This window comes from Paenibacillus sp. FSL F4-0087 (assembly GCF_038020215.1).
In the GTDB taxonomy this organism is placed as follows: Bacteria; Bacillota; Bacilli; order Paenibacillales; family Paenibacillaceae; genus Paenibacillus; species Paenibacillus taichungensis.
The window spans coordinates 205,223-222,901 of the sequence record NZ_JBBODJ010000001.1; the positions used below are offsets into that span (position 1 = coordinate 205,223).

Annotated in this window: 19 protein-coding genes; 3 read left to right on the plus strand and 16 right to left on the minus strand. The window is 47.8% G+C overall.

Features of this window, described 5'->3' with window-relative positions:
- Positions 1 to 5 precede the first annotated feature (5 nt).
- Together MHB84_RS01025 and MHB84_RS01030 are read left to right on the plus strand one after the other, a co-directional pair.
- Entirely contained in the window at positions 6 to 785 is a 780-nt protein-coding gene (locus MHB84_RS01025; protein ID WP_076289561.1) for a DUF4097 family beta strand repeat-containing protein, read from the plus strand.
- A gap of 25 nt (positions 786 to 810) precedes the next feature.
- Entirely contained in the window at positions 811 to 984 is a 174-nt protein-coding gene (locus MHB84_RS01030) for a hypothetical protein (RefSeq protein WP_167434745.1), read from the plus strand.
- A 71-nt stretch (positions 985 to 1,055) separates the two neighbouring features.
- On the opposite strand, the gene MHB84_RS01035 is transcribed toward MHB84_RS01030, so the two are convergent.
- The 7 genes from MHB84_RS01035 to MHB84_RS01065 form a co-directional block, all read right to left on the minus strand.
- Positions 1,056 to 1,685 (minus strand): YdcF family protein, encoded by a 630-nt coding sequence (locus MHB84_RS01035; protein WP_076289560.1) that lies wholly within the window; start codon positions 1,683 to 1,685, stop codon positions 1,056 to 1,058.
- On the minus strand, positions 1,685 to 2,236 hold the full coding sequence (locus MHB84_RS01040; protein WP_076289559.1) for a hypothetical protein: 552 nt from the start codon (positions 2,234 to 2,236) through the stop codon (positions 1,685 to 1,687). Before MHB84_RS01040 ends, MHB84_RS01035 begins: the two co-directional genes overlap by 1 nt.
- Positions 2,237 to 2,338: 102 nt before the next feature.
- A complete protein-coding gene (locus MHB84_RS01045; protein ID WP_076289558.1) occupies positions 2,339 to 3,049 on the minus strand; it encodes a hypothetical protein in 711 nt (236 codons plus the stop codon).
- Complete coding sequence (locus MHB84_RS01050) at positions 3,046 to 4,089, minus strand: ATP-binding cassette domain-containing protein (RefSeq protein WP_076289557.1); 1,044 nt, start codon at positions 4,087 to 4,089, stop codon at positions 3,046 to 3,048. The genes MHB84_RS01045 and MHB84_RS01050 overlap by 4 nt, the downstream gene beginning before the upstream one ends.
- 4 nt (positions 4,090 to 4,093) lie before the next feature.
- Complete coding sequence (gene argS, locus MHB84_RS01055; protein WP_076289556.1) at positions 4,094 to 5,833, minus strand: arginine--tRNA ligase; 1,740 nt, start codon at positions 5,831 to 5,833, stop codon at positions 4,094 to 4,096.
- Positions 5,834 to 6,474: 641 nt separating this feature from the next.
- Positions 6,475 to 6,810, minus strand: coding sequence for a four-helix bundle copper-binding protein (locus tag MHB84_RS01060; protein ID WP_076289555.1), 336 nt, complete (start codon positions 6,808 to 6,810; stop codon positions 6,475 to 6,477).
- Between the two features lie 67 nt (positions 6,811 to 6,877).
- On the minus strand, positions 6,878 to 8,017 hold the full coding sequence (locus MHB84_RS01065; protein WP_076289554.1) for a CobW family GTP-binding protein: 1,140 nt from the start codon (positions 8,015 to 8,017) through the stop codon (positions 6,878 to 6,880).
- 166 nt (positions 8,018 to 8,183) lie between these two features.
- Here MHB84_RS01065 and MHB84_RS01070 point away from each other — a divergent pair, with 166 nt between their 5' ends.
- Positions 8,184 to 8,705 carry a MogA/MoaB family molybdenum cofactor biosynthesis protein gene (locus tag MHB84_RS01070; RefSeq protein ID WP_099853702.1) on the plus strand — a complete coding sequence of 174 codons (522 nt, stop codon included), beginning with the start codon at positions 8,184 to 8,186 and terminating at the stop codon, positions 8,703 to 8,705.
- Between the two features lie 41 nt (positions 8,706 to 8,746).
- On the opposite strand, the gene MHB84_RS01075 is transcribed toward MHB84_RS01070, so the two are convergent.
- The 9 genes from MHB84_RS01075 to miaB form a co-directional block, all read right to left on the minus strand.
- Positions 8,747 to 9,307, minus strand: a complete 561-nt coding sequence (locus MHB84_RS01075) for a hypothetical protein (RefSeq protein WP_341142993.1) — start codon at positions 9,305 to 9,307, stop codon at positions 8,747 to 8,749.
- 68 nt (positions 9,308 to 9,375) lie between these two features.
- Positions 9,376 to 10,395, minus strand: coding sequence for an acrylyl-CoA reductase family protein (locus MHB84_RS01080; RefSeq protein WP_076289552.1), 1,020 nt, complete (start codon positions 10,393 to 10,395; stop codon positions 9,376 to 9,378).
- A gap of 99 nt (positions 10,396 to 10,494) precedes the next feature.
- The gene (locus MHB84_RS01085) at positions 10,495 to 11,142 is read right to left on the minus strand and encodes a hypothetical protein (RefSeq protein WP_076289551.1); all 648 of its coding nucleotides are present in this window, start codon (positions 11,140 to 11,142) and stop codon (positions 10,495 to 10,497) included.
- Between the two features lie 314 nt (positions 11,143 to 11,456).
- Positions 11,457 to 12,911 carry a nicotinate phosphoribosyltransferase gene (locus MHB84_RS01090; protein WP_063566350.1) on the minus strand — a complete coding sequence of 485 codons (1,455 nt, stop codon included), beginning with the start codon at positions 12,909 to 12,911 and terminating at the stop codon, positions 11,457 to 11,459.
- A 205-nt stretch (positions 12,912 to 13,116) separates the two neighbouring features.
- Positions 13,117 to 13,686 (minus strand): cysteine hydrolase family protein, encoded by a 570-nt coding sequence (locus MHB84_RS01095; RefSeq protein WP_076289550.1) that lies wholly within the window; start codon positions 13,684 to 13,686, stop codon positions 13,117 to 13,119.
- A 64-nt stretch (positions 13,687 to 13,750) separates the two neighbouring features.
- Complete coding sequence (locus MHB84_RS01100; RefSeq protein ID WP_062326181.1) at positions 13,751 to 14,554, minus strand: NUDIX hydrolase; 804 nt, start codon at positions 14,552 to 14,554, stop codon at positions 13,751 to 13,753.
- A gap of 58 nt (positions 14,555 to 14,612) precedes the next feature.
- The gene (locus tag MHB84_RS01105; RefSeq protein ID WP_076289549.1) at positions 14,613 to 15,038 is read right to left on the minus strand and encodes a PaaI family thioesterase; all 426 of its coding nucleotides are present in this window, start codon (positions 15,036 to 15,038) and stop codon (positions 14,613 to 14,615) included.
- A gap of 246 nt (positions 15,039 to 15,284) precedes the next feature.
- A complete protein-coding gene (locus tag MHB84_RS01110; protein ID WP_373561674.1) occupies positions 15,285 to 15,698 on the minus strand; it encodes a RicAFT regulatory complex protein RicA family protein in 414 nt (137 codons plus the stop codon).
- A 302-nt stretch (positions 15,699 to 16,000) separates the two neighbouring features.
- The gene (gene miaB, locus MHB84_RS01115) at positions 16,001 to 17,557 is read right to left on the minus strand and encodes a tRNA (N6-isopentenyl adenosine(37)-C2)-methylthiotransferase MiaB (protein ID WP_076289547.1); all 1,557 of its coding nucleotides are present in this window, start codon (positions 17,555 to 17,557) and stop codon (positions 16,001 to 16,003) included.
- Positions 17,558 to 17,679: the final 122 nt, after the last annotated feature.

The following is a 17,679-nucleotide window of genomic DNA, read 5'->3' on the forward strand; positions in this document are numbered from 1 at the left end:
CCATTTTGAAACCTAATCATATGATTTGCAAAGAATGGTTGTCTGAAGAACCCCTTCTCGCCCTTTCTCTGGAATGGATGCAAGGCGAAGTGCATATTAGCCAGGGCACAGAAGCGGTTATCCGTGTTATTCAATGGGGCTCGGCTCGTTTTCCAAAAACTAGATATTTTGAAGCTAACGTCAGCCACGGTTTATTACATCTGATCGATGGACGAAAACAAGCTTTTCCGCTGGGCATTAACTTCCATCGCACATCGCTCCACATTATACTGCCGCCTGCGGCATTGAAAAGGCTGTCGATCAACGGAGTTGGTTCCCACTTTCTTGTAGATAACGTTTCTTCGGAACAATGGGATTGTGATTGTACATCCGGCAAGCTCACCTTAACTGGCCATGCCCAGCATATCCGCCTACGATCAGTGGGCAGTCGGGTTACATCAACAGACCTCCATGCAGAACATATGCAATTGCAAGCTACTTCTTCACCTGTTCAGTTATCCGGCCAGTTCACCCATATTCAATCCAAAGTGACAGGCAGCCAACTCACCATTCACTCCTCAACGATGCTTCAATCTCTGGATAGTCGCTCCACAGGTTGTAACGTTGAAGTGCGAATCCCAGCAGATAACGAAGGATTCAAGTTAGACTTCAAGCAAGCCGGGGGCCGATTCAGAAGTGATCTCCCGCTTCAATCCAATCATAATCAACATACGTATCGTAACGGTACTTATCCATTTCAAGCAGAGGTCAGAGGTGGGAAGCTCTCCATAGGGAGCTTTTCTTAACATTCCATATAGAGGAGGTAAACATATGAGCATTGGCTGGATCGTTGGCAGCAGCTTGGCTACCGTTGTATTACTTGCGGGGATCATCAGTTTGTTCATCGGTATACGCAAAAGCAATCATCGGCGCTGGCCTTGGTGGTTCATCGGTTTTGGGGTAGCCGCACTGGTTAGTGCAGCGATTAATTATCCCGGAACTTAGAAACGCCTCATCACCATGTGCAAAAAAGACAATCGCGCAGACCAGTCACTTTCCGTGCTGCTGCGGATTGTCTATCCATCTATCCATTCTTTGACCGTATATCCCATATATAATATCGTTTCTCTTGCCAGAAAAGGAAATTGGCTTCGCCAGGTCTGGTAAGCCGTCGTTCGTGTTGGGGACGGAACAGCATCCATGCCGAGTCCACTAGCGAGCTTCATCGCCCGTTTCATGTGCAGCGGGTCACTTACAATGGTGTAGGTGTGAAACCCCGCCTGTTTCCCAACGCTAAGCGAGTTCACCAGATTCTCCTCCGTAATTCTTGACTCTGTTTCCATTTGAATATCTGCAGGATCTACACCATGTGCAACAGCATAATCTCGTCCTACTTCGGCTTCGGCTCGTTCTCCTGCACTGCCAGAACCACCAGTAAAGAGCAGATGGCTGATCGTCCCCTGGCGATATAATAAAATGGCATGCTCAATACGTTCGCGAAATACGGGTGAAGGGTTATCCCCTTCTACGGCTGCACCGAGGATTATAGCCACATCACTTTGTCTGGATGATTCCTCATCGGTGTAGGTCCAGATGAGCGAGGCCGTAGTTAACGTCCATATACCCCCAAGCAACACGAGCAATGTAATGGATATTACAAGCCAGCGTCTGCTTTTTATTTTACGTATCCGGGACTTGCCTTCCATCACAGTGATTCATCCTCTTCCAGTGCCCGGGCGTGCATGCTCTCTGCATGCATACGTTCGAGTGTCTGCAACGCCGCCGCGGATTCAGCATCCAACCCCAGCTCTGCAATCCAGGCACCTGTGTACTGCTGAAGACTAATCTCCAGTTCCTGTGCACGGTCTTTGAAATCTTCCAGCTCCTTGATCATGCGTGATCGTCCTTCAGGACTGAATGTCTCATGAATTCGTTCCTTGAAATAGTGATGTACAATGCTATTACGCTGCTTCCATAGTTCATTCAACTGACGAGTCTCTTCCTCCGAAAAAGTAAAATGATGACGCACCTCATGAATGAGTTGCCCGAGTGAACTGCTCATCTTCCGTTCGTACAGATCTTCCAGATCTTCTTCGGAAACAACTTTGCCCTGGGACATTTTCATTAATAAAATCAGATTGACCAGTTGCTGTTCAAGCGCCTGTCCATAATATACAGCCAATCCGTAATATGCAAACAATTCCCTGGAGTGTTCGCTGTCCAGCATGTCACCCTGCTGCATGTCTGAATTTTGCATAAGCGAGCGCCCCCTTTATCTCCGTACAATACATTCCATTCTAACGTCCCTCTATGGTAACGAAACATGGACCAACATTCAAGTTAAGCGGAATAATAGCCTCTAACTCCGTATATCCCTTCTTCCCGATAACCATACATGAATGATAAGTAGAACTATGGCATAGAGAACAGCCCACACTGTCGTCAAAACCACAGCCCCCAACTCCGATTCTTCAAATAACATCATCTCACGAACCAGATAAAAGGCCGGAGGAAGAATCTTGACAACCCACTGTATGGATTCAGGCAAATGTCCGCTTAATGAACCTTGAACAAACGATAATAACATCACCACAATGAAAGGCGGCATGCTGCGGCTCAGCATGGGAATGTATGATTTTTGGAAGAACACACTGAGCCCCAGACCCAGGATCGACAACGCCAAATGTCCGGCCCAAGCCATGATCCACTCCCCAGCACTCGGTATCCTTCCAAACATGCCCGTAACAACCGGATATAACACGGTAATTGCAGTCAGGCCGAACTGCATGATCAACGCACAAATTAATTGTGCGAAGACAACCTTGCGTTTGCTTCCTGCATGCAGAACAAGCAATTGATACTGCCCCGCAGGTTCCGTATTCATTACCGTCAAGCCCAGCCAGGCCGCACCAAAAAAGAGCAGCATGGCCGTAACGCTATAACTGTCCGCAACCGGATTAGGTTTGTAGGAATAGATAAGCAGCATCGTAATGATATAAAAGATGACCGGCGCAACATATTTCTGTGAACGTATGTAATGTTTTAACAAATAACGAGTCAAGTAGATCATTGGAGGTCGCCTCCTGCCGTAGATATGGAGGAAAGGTTCTCAGCAACTTCCCTGCTTATAGCCTCACCTGGGTGCCGCCCCTCCATCAACCCTTCCATATTTAATCGGCTCTCTTCCGGCTGAACAGACACAATCGAACCGCCAGCTGCCAGAATCATTCCAATAATCCGATCTGCCGAACTGCGTGACACCTTCCAATCCCACACTTCTCGACCATAGTTCTGATGAACCATGCTGCGATGGCATGTAATAATTCCTGGTTGTTCAACAAGCAGCGCATCGATAACGGATTGTTCCAGCCCTTCCATCATACTTAGAATACTCACAGTGGGTTCAGCAACTTGCTGCAAATCTTCCTGACTCCAGCGACGCAGCACCGTTCCCTTCTGTAACACGATGACCTGATCCGCGAGACGTTCAATTAGCAATGGCTCATGGCAAGCTGTAACAATCCGGCTTCCTTCCTGTTTCCACTGTCTGAGCAAAGCTACAATTGCTTCCTGTGCCGGAACGTCCAGACCGGACAATGGTTCATCAAGCAGCAATAACCCATCAGGTCCAGGCAGCAAAGCCTGAATCAAATTCACCTTCTGCAAAGTACCTTTGGATAACTGAGGCAGGTTCTGATCCAGCGCCGCGCCCACGAATAACAGCTCACTTAATTCGCCTATCCGTTGACGCAATACCTCAGGTCGCATGCCACGAATACGTCCCATTTCCCACAGGTACTCTCTTGATGTGAAGGGCAGGCGTGACAGTCCATCCAGTGCATACATAATCCGCCCATGCCTGGACTTGCACAGCGAGCCTGAGTCAGGCAGTAACATACCCGCCAGCACACGCAGCAATGTGCTTTTGCCTGAGCCATTCCTGCCTACCAGGACGATGCACTCCCCCTGACCTACTTCCAGATTGATATCATTCAATACCTGCACATCCCCAAGTCGTTTGTTCACCTGTTGTAGCGATATGATTCGTCCGTTTGAGCCTGCTGCTGTTTTTCCTGCTTTATCGAAGAATCTACTTGTCCTCCATCCCATAGAATCACATCCGTTCAGGAGCCTGAACGCCCAGTAAATATAGGCTGTAGGCAAGACGCTCCGCCGTACGCTCTGTTAACGCCACCCGGAAGGGTTTGACGTCAGCCGGCGCATCCGCAATCCGTTCCGCATGGTAAAAGCGGTTGAACGCTTGGGCAACATCTATCGCATACTTGGCAATGATCGAAGGCTCGTTACGATGAATTGCTTTTTCCAGATACTGCGGATAATCCGCCAGCAGTTTCAGCAATGCCCATGAAGTGTCACCGACCCTGACCGACTTGTTATCTGAGTTTGCCCCAGCATTGTTACTACTACTGCTACGAACATTCTCTAATTGATTTTCTTTTTCCACGCTTTCTGCCTCTACTGCCTTCGCAAGCACACTGTTAATCCGAGCATGTGTGTATTGCACATAGGGCCCTGTCTCGCCTTCAAAGCTCACCGCATCTTCGAGCGAGAAATCGACGTCATTCAACCGGTTATTGCGCAGATCTCCGAATACAATCGCACCTACACCAACCGCTTCCGCAACCTCTTGCGAATTCGGCAGATCCGGATTTTTCTCCTGAATTATCTGTAATGCCCGAGCGACCGCCTCGTCCAGTACCTCCTGCAAAAAGACAACTTTCCCCCGGCGGGTAGACATCTTCCGTCCTTCGAAACGCATCAAGCCAAACGGAATATGTTCACAAATCTCAGACCACGCATACCCCATCCGGGATAATACCGCAAATACCTGACGGAAATGAAGCTTCTGCTCCCCCCCGACTACATACAGCATTTTATCCGCCTTCATCACATCATGACGATAAACGGCTGTTGCCAGATCCCGTGTTGGGTAGATGGTTGTTCCATCGGTTTTGATAATCAGGCAAGGTGGCATATTCTCCTCCTCCAAACGTACCACCAATGCGCCTTCGCTCTCTTCGAGCAATCCTTTGGCTTTCAGTTCTTCAACTATTGCACCCATCTTGTCGTTATAAAAGCTCTCACCCAGCGTATGGTCAAACTGTACATTCAGACGCTCATACATCCGGTTGAATTCTTTCATGCTCACTTCTACAAAAAAGGTCCACAACCGCTGTGCCTCTTCATCCCCTTGCTCCAGCTTGCGGAACCAATTTCGTGCCTCGATCTCCAGAGATGGATCGCTCTCCGCCTCATCGTGAAAACGCACATACAGCTCCAAAGATGTACGAATCGGCTCAGCCTGTAGCGCTTTATCATTACCCCAACGTTTGTAGGCTGCAATCTGTTTACCGAATTGTGTTCCCCAATCCCCCAGATGATTCACACTGACCGAAGTATAGCCTGCCTCATTATATAAACGATACAATGCTGCCCCAATTACAGTGGAGCGCAGATGACCAATTCCGAATGGCTTGGCAATGTTAGGCGATGACATGTCGATCACCACACGTGCACCTGCCCCCAGCTGCAGCTTGCCAAATGTTTTAAGTCCCAGTTCATGCAGCAGCTTCGGCGCCAAATCTTCCCGATTGAAGCGTATATTCACATAAGGTCCTGCTGCTGAAGCATCCAGCCCAACGGTCTGTAATTCAGCAGCGATATCCATGGCGATAACCGCGGGTGCTTTTTTCAACGACTTGGCCAGAATAAAGCAGGGAAACGCTGCATCTCCCATCACCGCCTGTGGTGGAACCTCCAGTAATCTCAACACCTCGTCTTGCTTCAATCCCGTTAACGGAGCAATATGTGCTGCTGCCTGATTCATCAACATCTCGAACACTCCTAGTCATTATCGAATTTAGACATGCTATAGAAAACAAAAAAAGCCCTCGTCTCTATATCAGAGACGAGAGCTGATCTTCACAGTTCCCGCGGTACCACTCTAGGTGAGCAGGTTGTAAATGTACATCTATAGTACGTTCACTGCCCGCTCCGCTCGGTGCGATTAACGGCCGCCTACCGGATTGCCCTCTAGTCCATGCTCTGCACCCTCTCAAGGATGTAAACATGCCTTCGGACAACCATCTCACGGGTGCGCTTCACTCAGGTCATGTCATACCGGCTTCCACCTGCCCCGGCTCGCTGTCATGCATGGATTCTGGCTACTCTCCCGATCACGGATATTCATCGTTTCAATTCATTGCCATCATTATACAGATCAAGCTCTGCTTTGGCAACCTGTTACATGCATTTCCCAATGGAGGGCCTGCTTGCGATAGAGGTTCTCGCCATCTGGTTGAGAAAGACGTTACTATACTGTATCGATAAAAAATCCCCTCCAGCAGAAAACGTTGAAGTACATCTTATCGGATGTCTTATTACGTTCTCTTTTGTGAGGGGATTAGCCAAGCATCTTTGCAGATTGCCCAGGCTTTTTATTTTTCAATTCAATTTAATTCAATGGAGTTATATTTACGCTACTGCGGCCATCATGCGGCAAGCCTCTGCACATTTGCGGCAAGCTTCTGCGCAAGCCTGGCAGTGATCATGTTGATGTTTGCCACACTCAGCAGCACAAGCTTCACATGCTTTCACACACAGTGCGCAAATTTCGGCGATGAAATCACTTCCGCGTGTCATGGCTTGAGCAGCAAAACTGCAGATTTCTGCACATTCCCGATCCAAACGAATGCAATCACGCAGCATTGCCAGATCATATTCTTTCAAGCTCGATATGTAACATACGTTGCAAGCATTCATACACTCCAGGCAAGCATCGATACATTGTTGATATTGTTGTTGTGTCATTTAAAGTTACCTCCCAGACTAAGTTTGCTATGCTTCTTAATACCCCGTCTGGAGGAACCTTGAATCATTAAACCTGATTTGCTGCCTCTAATTCCAGCAACTGGTTGCGAATAACCGACTGATCGAAATGTTCTCCTATAAACACAGCTACGTTAGGCACATCCCCCTGAGGCGTAATCTTCATATAATCCGATTCCCGGTAAGCATATTGGAACCAAAACCGGCTGGACGTATCGCTAAAGGATAAAATCCCTTTTGCCCGATACACATCGCGTGGTAACTCAGCTATCAAACGCTCGAAGGCCTCACTGTTCACCGGCTGGGTGAAATAGTGTGTATATACCATGACATGCTCATGCGAAGCATGGGGATGATTATGTCTATGGTTGTGATCATGAGGATGTTCATGGTCATTTCCCTGAGAATGTTGATGTTCTTCGTGATCATGATCCACATGCTCATGATGTTCATGTCCATGATCATGGCTGCATCCATGCTCTACGCAAGCCTCGGAATGCACGTGATGTTGCTTCTCCGCGTGTTTACTCGTTTCCTCAACAGATTGATAGGCATGCACATTGTCTCCACTACGAAGCAGCACATCCATATCGACTTCACACTTCACCGTAGGCAGTACCGGAGCGAAACCGTTCCAGCGTGCCAACAGATCCTGCAGATCTGCAAGCTGCTGCTGATTCACCCGGTCCGTTTTGTTCAGGAGAAGTACAGACGCACAGCGAATCTGCTCCTGCATCAGCTTGAAGGTTTGTCCCTTCTGCTCCTGGTACAGCCCTGACAGATGCGCGGCATCTACTACAGTAATCAGGCTTCTCAATTCCAGTCGCATATAGAGGGATGTTTCCGTTACTGCATCCAGAATCTCCATCGGGTTTGCTGCTCCCGTTGCTTCGATGATAATGACATCAGGCGATTCCTCCTGCACAAGATCAGCAAGCTGCAGCCCCAAGTCACCGCGTACGGTACAGCAAATGCATCCTCCTAACATTTCCGTCATGGGCACGGATGCATCCACAATCTGACCATCCAGATTGACTTCACCCAATTCATTCATGACCACTGCGGGCCGGAGACCTTGTTGCTGCCAATGTTCAATCAGTTGAACAAGCAGTGTCGTTTTACCACTGCCCAAGAAGCCTGACAATATATATACAGGTATGGATGATTCATTTGTTTTTAATTCACTCATCGTTGTTCACCTCTCTATTTGTCCAATGGAACTGATCTATCTCTATCCTAGCGAGTGTACACTATCCTGCAATCTTTGCGCAATCCTGGCCTTCTATTTGCAAGTCCATTGCCTCATTCTACTGAATGGTCTATGCTATGAGAACATGTTGATTGGAGGAGGATGTATTATGACCAATTCAGTGGAACAACATCGTCAGGAAGCCCCTGACACGGTATCCTGTATGATTGTAACCGTATCAGATACCCGCACGAAGGACACTGATACAAGCGGACAACTTATGCATAAGCTGCTGACCGATTCAGGCTACCAGATCGTCGAATATATCATTACACCGGATGAAACTGAAACCATTCGAAGCATCCTGCAGGATGCAGCCGTTCGTGACGATATCGAAGCGGTGCTGCTCAGCGGAGGGACCGGAATTGCACCCCGAGATACAACATACGAGGCAGTGTCTTCACTACTCGATAAGGAGCTGCCGGGGTTTGGAGAAATCTTCCGCTTCCTCAGCTATACCGAGGATATCGGTTCTGCTGCCATTCTAAGCCGAGCGGTAGCCGGAACGATTGGGCGTACAGCCGTATTCTCCATGCCAGGTTCCAAGGGAGCTGTCAAACTGGCAATGGAAAAACTTATTTTGCCTGAGCTGAGGCATGTCATGCGTGAAATATATAAACCCGTCTGAATAATCAGACGGGTTTATCGGATTTATTTTAGTGGAGTCGATTACTTCAGTTGCTCAAGCACATGCTGGAATACTTGCATAACGTCTTCTTCATAATCGTCCTTTTCTCCACCTGAAGCCGTATAGACCAGTGACACGTAGTCTTTGCTGCGAATCGTTGTTTTGCCAAGTACATTTTCCATCACAGCCTCATTGCCATCATTACCGTACATTTCGTTCATCCGGGCTACTCTTGTAGGGGCATCACTGAAAATGTGGACTTTTACAATATGTCTGCCACTTCCATTCAGCAAGTACATGTAAGATATGCCGTCCTCACCATCATCCGCAGACATATTATTCATCAACTTTATGCCTTTTGCAGCAAAAGCTTCATCCAGCTCCTGAATTAATGGACCATTTAACCCGTGACCTTGACTCTTTGCCCGAACAATTCCCTCATCCGTCGCCTGTCGAGTATATATTTTTCGTTCCTGCTCAACATTCGATGCTGAACACGCTACTACCGATATTGTACATAGCACCACGACCATACTGACCAGCACAGACTTTACACGTCCAGATCTATAATGCAATCCTTTTCCGTTAACACGCATACTCATCCTTCCTTTCCCGCCACATGCACGGTGACGCTCTCAGGTAGAGTTAGCATGTCTAGGAGAAAAGAATCTTATTCGGCAGGCGTAACCGACATCGTATTAACTACAGTACGACCTACAGCACCGCCCTTGAGGATCGTTTCCAGTGTCTGAGGCAGTTGTGCCCATGAGATCTCCTGAATCCCCAGTTCCAGTGCCCGATCAGGCTTCCATTCTCCGCCAAGTAGTTTCCATATCCGTTCCCGCCGTTCCATCGGGCAATAGACAGAATCAATCCCAATCAATTGAATCCCCCGCAAAATAAACGGAAATACGGTGGACTCGAACGCAGCCCCTCCGGTTAAGCCTGATACGGCAACAGCGCCTCCGTATTGAATCTGTTTCAGACGCTCGGCCAGTGCCGGACCTGCTGCAGGATCAATTACACCTGACCAGAGCTGTTTGCCCATTGCTCCTTTGGCTGGCGCGTCCGCTTCTTCGCGTGAAATGACATGTGAGGCACCCAGATTCCGAAGCAGCTGCTCTTGTTGATCTTTTTTGCCTGTACTTGCTGTCACTTCAAATCCCAACTTCGACAAAATAGCCACCGCCATACTGCCTACTCCTCCGGTAGCTCCCGTCACCAGAATATTGCCCATCTCCGGAGTCACTCCAGCCCGCAACAAAGCATCTACCGAAAGTGCTGCCGTGAACCCTGCCGTTCCAATCGCCATCGCTTCCTTCTCACTCAGTCCATGCGGCAGAGGAACAAGCCATTCGCTGCGCAGACGCGCATATTGACTATACCCTCCAAAATGAGACACGCCTGGCTCGAAGCCTGTGCTGATCACCCGATCCCCCGGTGCAAATCGGCCACTCACGGATTCCTCTACAATCCCTGCGAGATCAATTCCCGGTACGATCGGATATTCACGAACCACACCGCCCTTTTCTGTTGTGGCGAGTCCATCTTTAAAATTGACGCTTGAGTATTGAACCTGTAGGGTTACGTCACCATTAGGCAAGTCTTCTTTCGTCAACTGCTCCATAGCAGCCTTCACGCCGCCCTGTTCTTCTTTACGCACGACATAGGCTGGAAAAGTATTCTTCATTCGTTACCCTCTCCTTAATTAAGATTTACATATTTTTCTATTCATATCATGAATTGTTCGCCTTCAGTTAAACAAGTATAAGGGCGGCCTCCGTCAAACTCAATCTCTCCGGGCTGTCATTAAATAAATGAGAGGGCCTATCAATGGGATCAACCCTGCAACGGCCCACCCACAAGAACGACGATTGAGAGAAGCATCCCTGAACAATGCGATCACGGAAAGCAAAGTCAGGATGACGAAATCAATCGTCATAATATGTACAAAGGAAGACTCTCTGAACGCTTCCATATATACATCAGGATTACCTTGAGTCACTGCATAGAAGCCTGTTCCCAGTGTAAGCAGCAAAAGAACCATATGGGTCAGCTTATGAGCTGCCACACGTCCGATACCTGATTCACGCTGCCTGGCAAAAGACAGTTGTTCGTACCCCGAACCTCTGTGTGTTTGCGAGAACCACGCAAAATAAGGCAGCAGCGCAAAGGCTCCCAATCCAAAAGACAGCAATACAAAGGGCCAAGCAGGTACACGAGATCCTCTCGCTTTCCCTGACCTCCTTAACAGCAGGCAAGCAAAAATGGCCGGAAAAATCCCAAGCCACGAAAATACGGTTAGCAGCCAGGGTTCCTTGCTTTGCAGTGTAACCAGCTCTTTAAACACAGGGTCACTCCCAAGAGGCTGCCCAGGTGCCCAAATCCAGGCATACGCAATGAAGGCCAGCCAGGTCAGTGCCAAAATCCATCTCATGGTTGCGTTGCACCTCCTCTTTCATTCATCCCCGGCTAATGTGCAATTGAAACAGCCACTGAAACGGATCCTGTCGAAAGGCAGGCTCGGAAAGATGCAGCATTTGACGTCTCCTGCGCTTTCCCGAGAAATAATTGGTTTATTTCCCTTATGAACCTGTGTCCTTTGAAGGTACAGTATACCTCAGTTCATGGACTGTGCGTCCATGATATTTCACACACAGTCATTCGTCATGTGGGACAATTAGCAGTAAAAAGGAAACCAAAAAGGCATAACCCGGCCTACTTGCTTCCGGTTATGCCCTTTTATTTGATTTATTCTTCGGTGGATTGCACGTGTTCAGCAATGAGCTTCTGCTTCATATTCCAGGCCGCAGGACTGATATTTACGCGGTAAATCTCAGGATTGAGTTTACGCAGATATTCCGGCCAGAAGAGATCCATCTGCTCACGGTGATAACTGCGAATCTCATCCAGAGTAGGCAATTCATACACTTTGCGCCCATTCACAAAGATCGGTTCCAGCATGTTCACTGCTTCGTAGCGGGTTACCGTCTTTTTCAGATAAGGGTGTAGCGGGTTGAACAGCTTGAGCGGCCCTCCCTGTAGCGGCTGCTCTTCTCCTGGATAGCAGATATAATCTGCAATCGCCTTGCCATGTTTCGGATCAATGATCCGGAAGACTTCTTTTTTACCTGGTGTGGAGACTTTTTCGGGATTCGCTGAAATTTTGATCGTAGGCAGCATGGCACCATCCACTTCGCGCTCCACCAATTTGTACACGCCACCCAAAGAAGGCTGGTCGGAAGCGGTAATTAGCTGTGTACCTACCCCCCATGTATCGATGCGAGCTCCTTGCGCCTTAAGGTTGAAAATCGTATTTTCATCCAAGTCGTTGGAAGCTACAATCTTCACGTAATCCAGTCCGGCGTCATCCAGCATCTGCCGAGCTTGAATAGATAGATACGCAAGGTCCCCGCTATCCAGACGAATGGCGTTCATCTTTTTGCCTTGGCTCTCCAGCTTCTTGGCGGTCTTGATTGCATGAGGAACACCACTGTTCAATGTATCAAAGGTATCCACCAGTAGTGTCACTTGATCTGGCAGCACCTTTGCATAGACGTCAAACGCCTCCTGCTCACTCATAAAACTCTGCACCCAAGAATGGGCATGTGTCCCTGCTGTCGGAATTCCAAAGCGTTCTCCAGCCAGCATATTAGACGTTGCATGGAATCCTGCCACATAAGAGGCACGCGCCCCCCAAATGGCCGCATCCGCTTCCTGTGCACGCCGTGTTCCGAATTCGAGCAGAGTGTCCTGACTTGCCACCTGTTTGATCCGGGAAGCCTTGGTTGCAATTAACGTCTGATAATTCATGAAGTTAAGTATCGCCGTCTCCACCAGTTGTGTCTCCATAATGGAGCCTTCTACCCGAATGAGCGGTTCATCAGGGAAAACAAGCGCGCCTTCCTTCATGGAATGAATCGTCCCCTGAAATGAAAACTGGAGCAACTCTTCCAGAAAAACCGGATCGTAATTTTCCTCTTGTTTGGATAAATATTTGATGTCCTCCATCGTAAAACGAAGCTGGCTGATATAATTCACAATACGTTCCAATCCGGCAAAAACGGCATATCCATTGCCAAAAGGAAGCTTGCGGAAATAGGCTTCAAACACCGCTTTCCGTTTGTGAGTTCCATTCACCCAATGGGCGTACATCATATTGATTTGATATTTATCCGTATGTAAAGCCAGGCTAGTCGTCTGCATTTGTCTCATCCTCTCTGACTTCCGCTTGTGCCGGCAGGCTCTGCCTGCTTACACGGGTCAACATGTGGAGACTTATTGCACATGATTCATGATTATGGTTACGTACCATTGCATAAGTCTCCGGTTTATTCCTATTCACCATATTCCCCTGCAACATAACACTTGTTCAACCAACAGAATATGATGGATATAATCACAGGTTCGTTTATAGGTTCAAGCCTGCGAGAACGGTATCGCTCGCTTTGACCACCTGAGCCCCAAGGCTTGCACGAAAATGTCCAAGCGCCCAATCATGTCCTGCTTGATTGAAGCTCGCCACGGCGTCTTCATATACCGTTATGTGAAAACCTTTATTATAAGCATCCACTGCTGTGTGCAGTACGCAAATATCTGTACATACACCGATCAGTGCAATGTCTGTTATTCCACGTTCACGCAGCCGCAGTTCCAGATCTGTACCGCAGAATGCGCTGTATCTTGTTTTATCCATCCAGCGAATCTGGGATTCCCGTTCTTCCATAACCTGAGCCAGACGACCGTAAAGTTGTCTTCCCTCCGTACCCCTGATGTTATGGTGCGGAAAAAGAGCCGTTTCCGGATGGTAAGGATCATTCTCTTCATGTAAATCCACAGCCATAACAACCTCATGCTTGTTATTGCAATAAACCTCCGTTATCGCTGCAATCGTCTCCTCAATCTCCACAGCAGGCTGGCCTACAGGCAACGAACCTGTCACAAAATCACGTGTAAAATCGATTACAATCAGTGCTTTCATCGTCCACACTCCCTTTTTGAGAATAGGTTGATCCTGATTCAATCCATCATGATTCGCTTGCGAATTAAGTATAGATGGAAAGACGAGGTACAAGCTCGGTAAAACGGTATAGCTGCGCTGGACGCTGTGAGTATTGATTGGAGCTTAGCAGGTTGCCCTCTTCATCCCGAACCTCTTCCACAATGCCTTTGCGGCTGCGAGTTGAAGTGATCTTCCGAATGAAATTCGGTTCTTCAAAGTCAGGTACAACACTCTGAATCACTTGGTATAACTCGCTTAGTGTAAAATCCCGAGGCAGGAACTGTCGTGCAATCGTCGTTTCCAGCATTTGCTGTTGAATACGCCGGTACGCATCTTCTATAATCGTCCGGTGATCAAAGGCAAGCTCGAGTTCTTGCAAAGCTTCCTGAATCGTAAATAATCCAACATCCTCAGCATCATCTGCCGCCTGACGGTGCTCCAGCATCCATTCCTCTACCAGCGCAAAAAACGCATGTGAGATAATCCATCCTCTGGGGTCACGCCCAGGCTGACTATATACATTCAAATACTCCAGATGTCCGCCGTCCACACCTGTCTCTTCCATCAACTCGCGCTTTGCAGCACCATAGATGGATTCATTTTCCTGACAAAATCCACCTGGCAACGCCCATCTTCCCGCAAAAGGCCATCCTTTGCGTTTGATCAGCATGACCTTCAACTCCCGGATGGGAAGTGTCTTGGTTACCGTCTTACGCTCCCGCTTGGTCAAGGTGAACATGACGATATCCGCGGGAACTCCATCGGGTGTACGATATTTCTTGGAACTATAGGCACGTGCTGCCTGTTCATCGCTTTCAGCATTGAATTGTTCGTAGTTTTCGCTCATGGGCACCACCGACTATTCTCATTTTGATATTTTCATTATGACATAATAATATCTTTTGTCAACCTTGGGATTCCGTGTTTTGCGCTTTTACTCGCGCTATACGGAATGTAGCTGTTGCCATACACCCCAACGTGCCAGATGCATCCCGGACCTCGGATTGCGCCGTCACACTGCGCCCCGCTTGATGCAGGATCGTTGATGTCACAATTAATTCCCCTTGTTTCATGGGTGCCAAGAAATGAACATTCAGATTGGTGGTCACACAACTGTCTACTGCCATTGCGGCTGTAGCTACCATGCCCATCGCCTGATCCATCAGAGACGTCAGCACTCCACCATGAATAATCCCCATGGAGTTAGTGTGGTGTTCACCCGCTGTCAGCGCGATCTGTACTTCTTCTCCGTCACCTTTAATAAACTGACAACCGAGGAAGCCCCAAAATCTTCCGTTTCCTTCTGCAACCATTTTGTCCAAAATACCCATATTGATTTCCCCTTTAGTGCACTTTAAGTATAAAGCCCATGATGTATGTTGTTGATGATTTTACCAGCATTGATTCTTTTCGTAGTTGATCTAAAGTGCTTGGTTATTATATTAAGCCTGCTCTTACGGAACAGGTCTTATCCAGTGAAGTTGTCTTGATCAAGCCCGCCACACAAAATAACCCCACCACGTGGAGTCTGAGATGATCAAAAAAGGCGCGGACTGCGTCCGCACCCTTCCGTTCACTTACCCGCAGCTAGTCGGAGGTGAATCCGTACCTGCCTCCACATTCACTTTCTCGGAGACGGTATCCCGGATTACAGAAATAACAAGCTGCAGCAAATAATTGATATCGCTTTGACTTTGCTGGAATTCTGTAACGAGTGGAATGCCGTCCAACTCTGCCTGCAGATCTTCAATTTCCTGTTCAATTTTGCTGACCATGTCTGCATTTTTGAAGCTTTCAAAAGCAACAATTTCCTTTTGTTTCTTCTTAATCGTTGCAATCAATTGCTGGATGCGTTCATGATCACGAATTTTGGACTCAGCCTGTTGGAACTGTTTAACTTCTTCGCTCGTTCCAAGCATATCAGCCAATTCTTTGGCTTTTCCCATAATGTCGTCGCGTATGACCAGATTGCGCGTATCGTAGGTAGGCATTCCATAATGGTTGTACTGCACTTCTTCCTGCGCCACTCGAAATCGCTCCATTCTATGAGATGATATAAGATGAACTACTCAATGTTGCACTAAGCTTAGTGACTGCTCGAGTGACCGCTACGGTTACGGATCGTTCTTTCGATCGCTGTTGTCTCCAAATTTTTCTGATTGTAATGTCCGTGCTTAAAATTTGGAGACAAAGGCGAACGCTTCGCTTCTACAGAATCGATTCCGTCACCTTCGCTACGCTAGGCCGTAACCCGCCAAGTGCAAAAAGAATTTCATCTTATTAGGTTTGTGTATTACTGATTGGCGGCTACTGGCTCTGTGAGCAGGTTACCCCGAATATAGAAAGTCATTGGATCGGTGATTTCTACATGTACAAAAGTACCGATCAATTCTTTAGGTCCTTCAAAGTGCACCAGCTTGTTGCTGCGTGTACGTCCTGCCAGAACATTGGAATTCCGTTTGCTCTCACCTTCGACCAGTACCTCAACAACCTTGCCGCGCTGCTTCTCATTGCTGCTATGGCTGTATGCGTTGATCGTCTCGTTCAAACGTTTCAAACGTTCCTTCTTCACGTCCATGGGCACGTTATCCTCCATCACTGCAGCAGGTGTACCTTCGCGCGGAGAGTAGATAAATGTATAAGCAAAGTCATAGCCAACTTCCTTGACTAGTGACAGCGTATCTTCGAACTGCTCTTCCGTCTCCCCCGGAAAACCTACGATAATATCAGTGGTTAACACGACATCTGGAATTGCAGTTTTAATTTTGTCAGCAAGCTTCAGGTAGTGTTCCCGACTGTACTTGCGGCTCATACGTTTCAGCACTTCCGTGCTGCCAGACTGCACAGGCAGATGGATATGTTCCACCAGGTTCCCGCCCTTCGCAAGCACCTCAATCAGATGATCATCGAAGTCACGTGGATGACTGGTTGTAAACCGAACCCGTGGAATATCGATTTTGCGGATATCATCCATCAGGTCACCGAAACTGTATTTCAGATCCGTGAAATCCTTGCCATAAGCATTGACGTTCTGGCCGAGGAGCGTGATTTCCTTGAAGCCTTGTCTTGCCAGTTCGCGAACTTCAGCAATGACATCTTCCGGACGTCGACTGCGCTCTTTTCCCCGTGTGAACGGGACGATGCAATATGTACAGAACTTGTCGCAACCATACATAATGTTCACCCAGCCGCGCATGCCCTCACGTTTTTTCGGTAGGTTCTCAATGATGTCGCCTTCCTTGGACCATACCTCAACAACCATTTCTTTACTGAACAGTGCTTCCTGAATCAGATGTGGCAGCCGATGCACGTTGTGTGTACCAAAAATCATATCCACAAAGCCATGCTTCTGCATGATCCGGTTCACGACGCCTTCTTCCTGCGACATACAACCACACACACCAAGCAATAAGCCTGGACGTTCGGTTTTCAAGGTTTTCAGATGGCCCAGCTCACCAAACACTTTATCTTCCGCATTTTCCCGAATCGCACATGTGTTTAACAGAATGATATCTGCCTCTTTGCGATCCTCGGTAGCCTGATACCCCATTGATTCAAGTAACCCTTTAATGGTCTCCGAATCATGCTCGTTCATCTGGCATCCATACGTATATACGATATAGTGTTTGCCTTTCCCCACGTTTTTCAGTTCATCGGGTACGGCCGTTTCATAAAGCACCTGGACGTCTTCCTTGCCCCGTTGTTTCTCCTGACGATGATTGGGTTCCGACTTGATGTTAATCTCCCGGCCCCGGATTCTTATCTTTTTGCTGAATTCATCTTGCGAAATTACTTTGGCATCGGAGAAATCAAAATATTGGGAGTAATCCTTTTTTGAGTCTTTAGCCATTTCCTTCGGTCACTCCTTACAGCCTCTATTAATAAAAAATCGTTATTTCATCTTGTTTCACGTGATTTGCACGCTTTATACATCAAAAGAGCATTACAGCAAATTATAACATGAATTGGGCT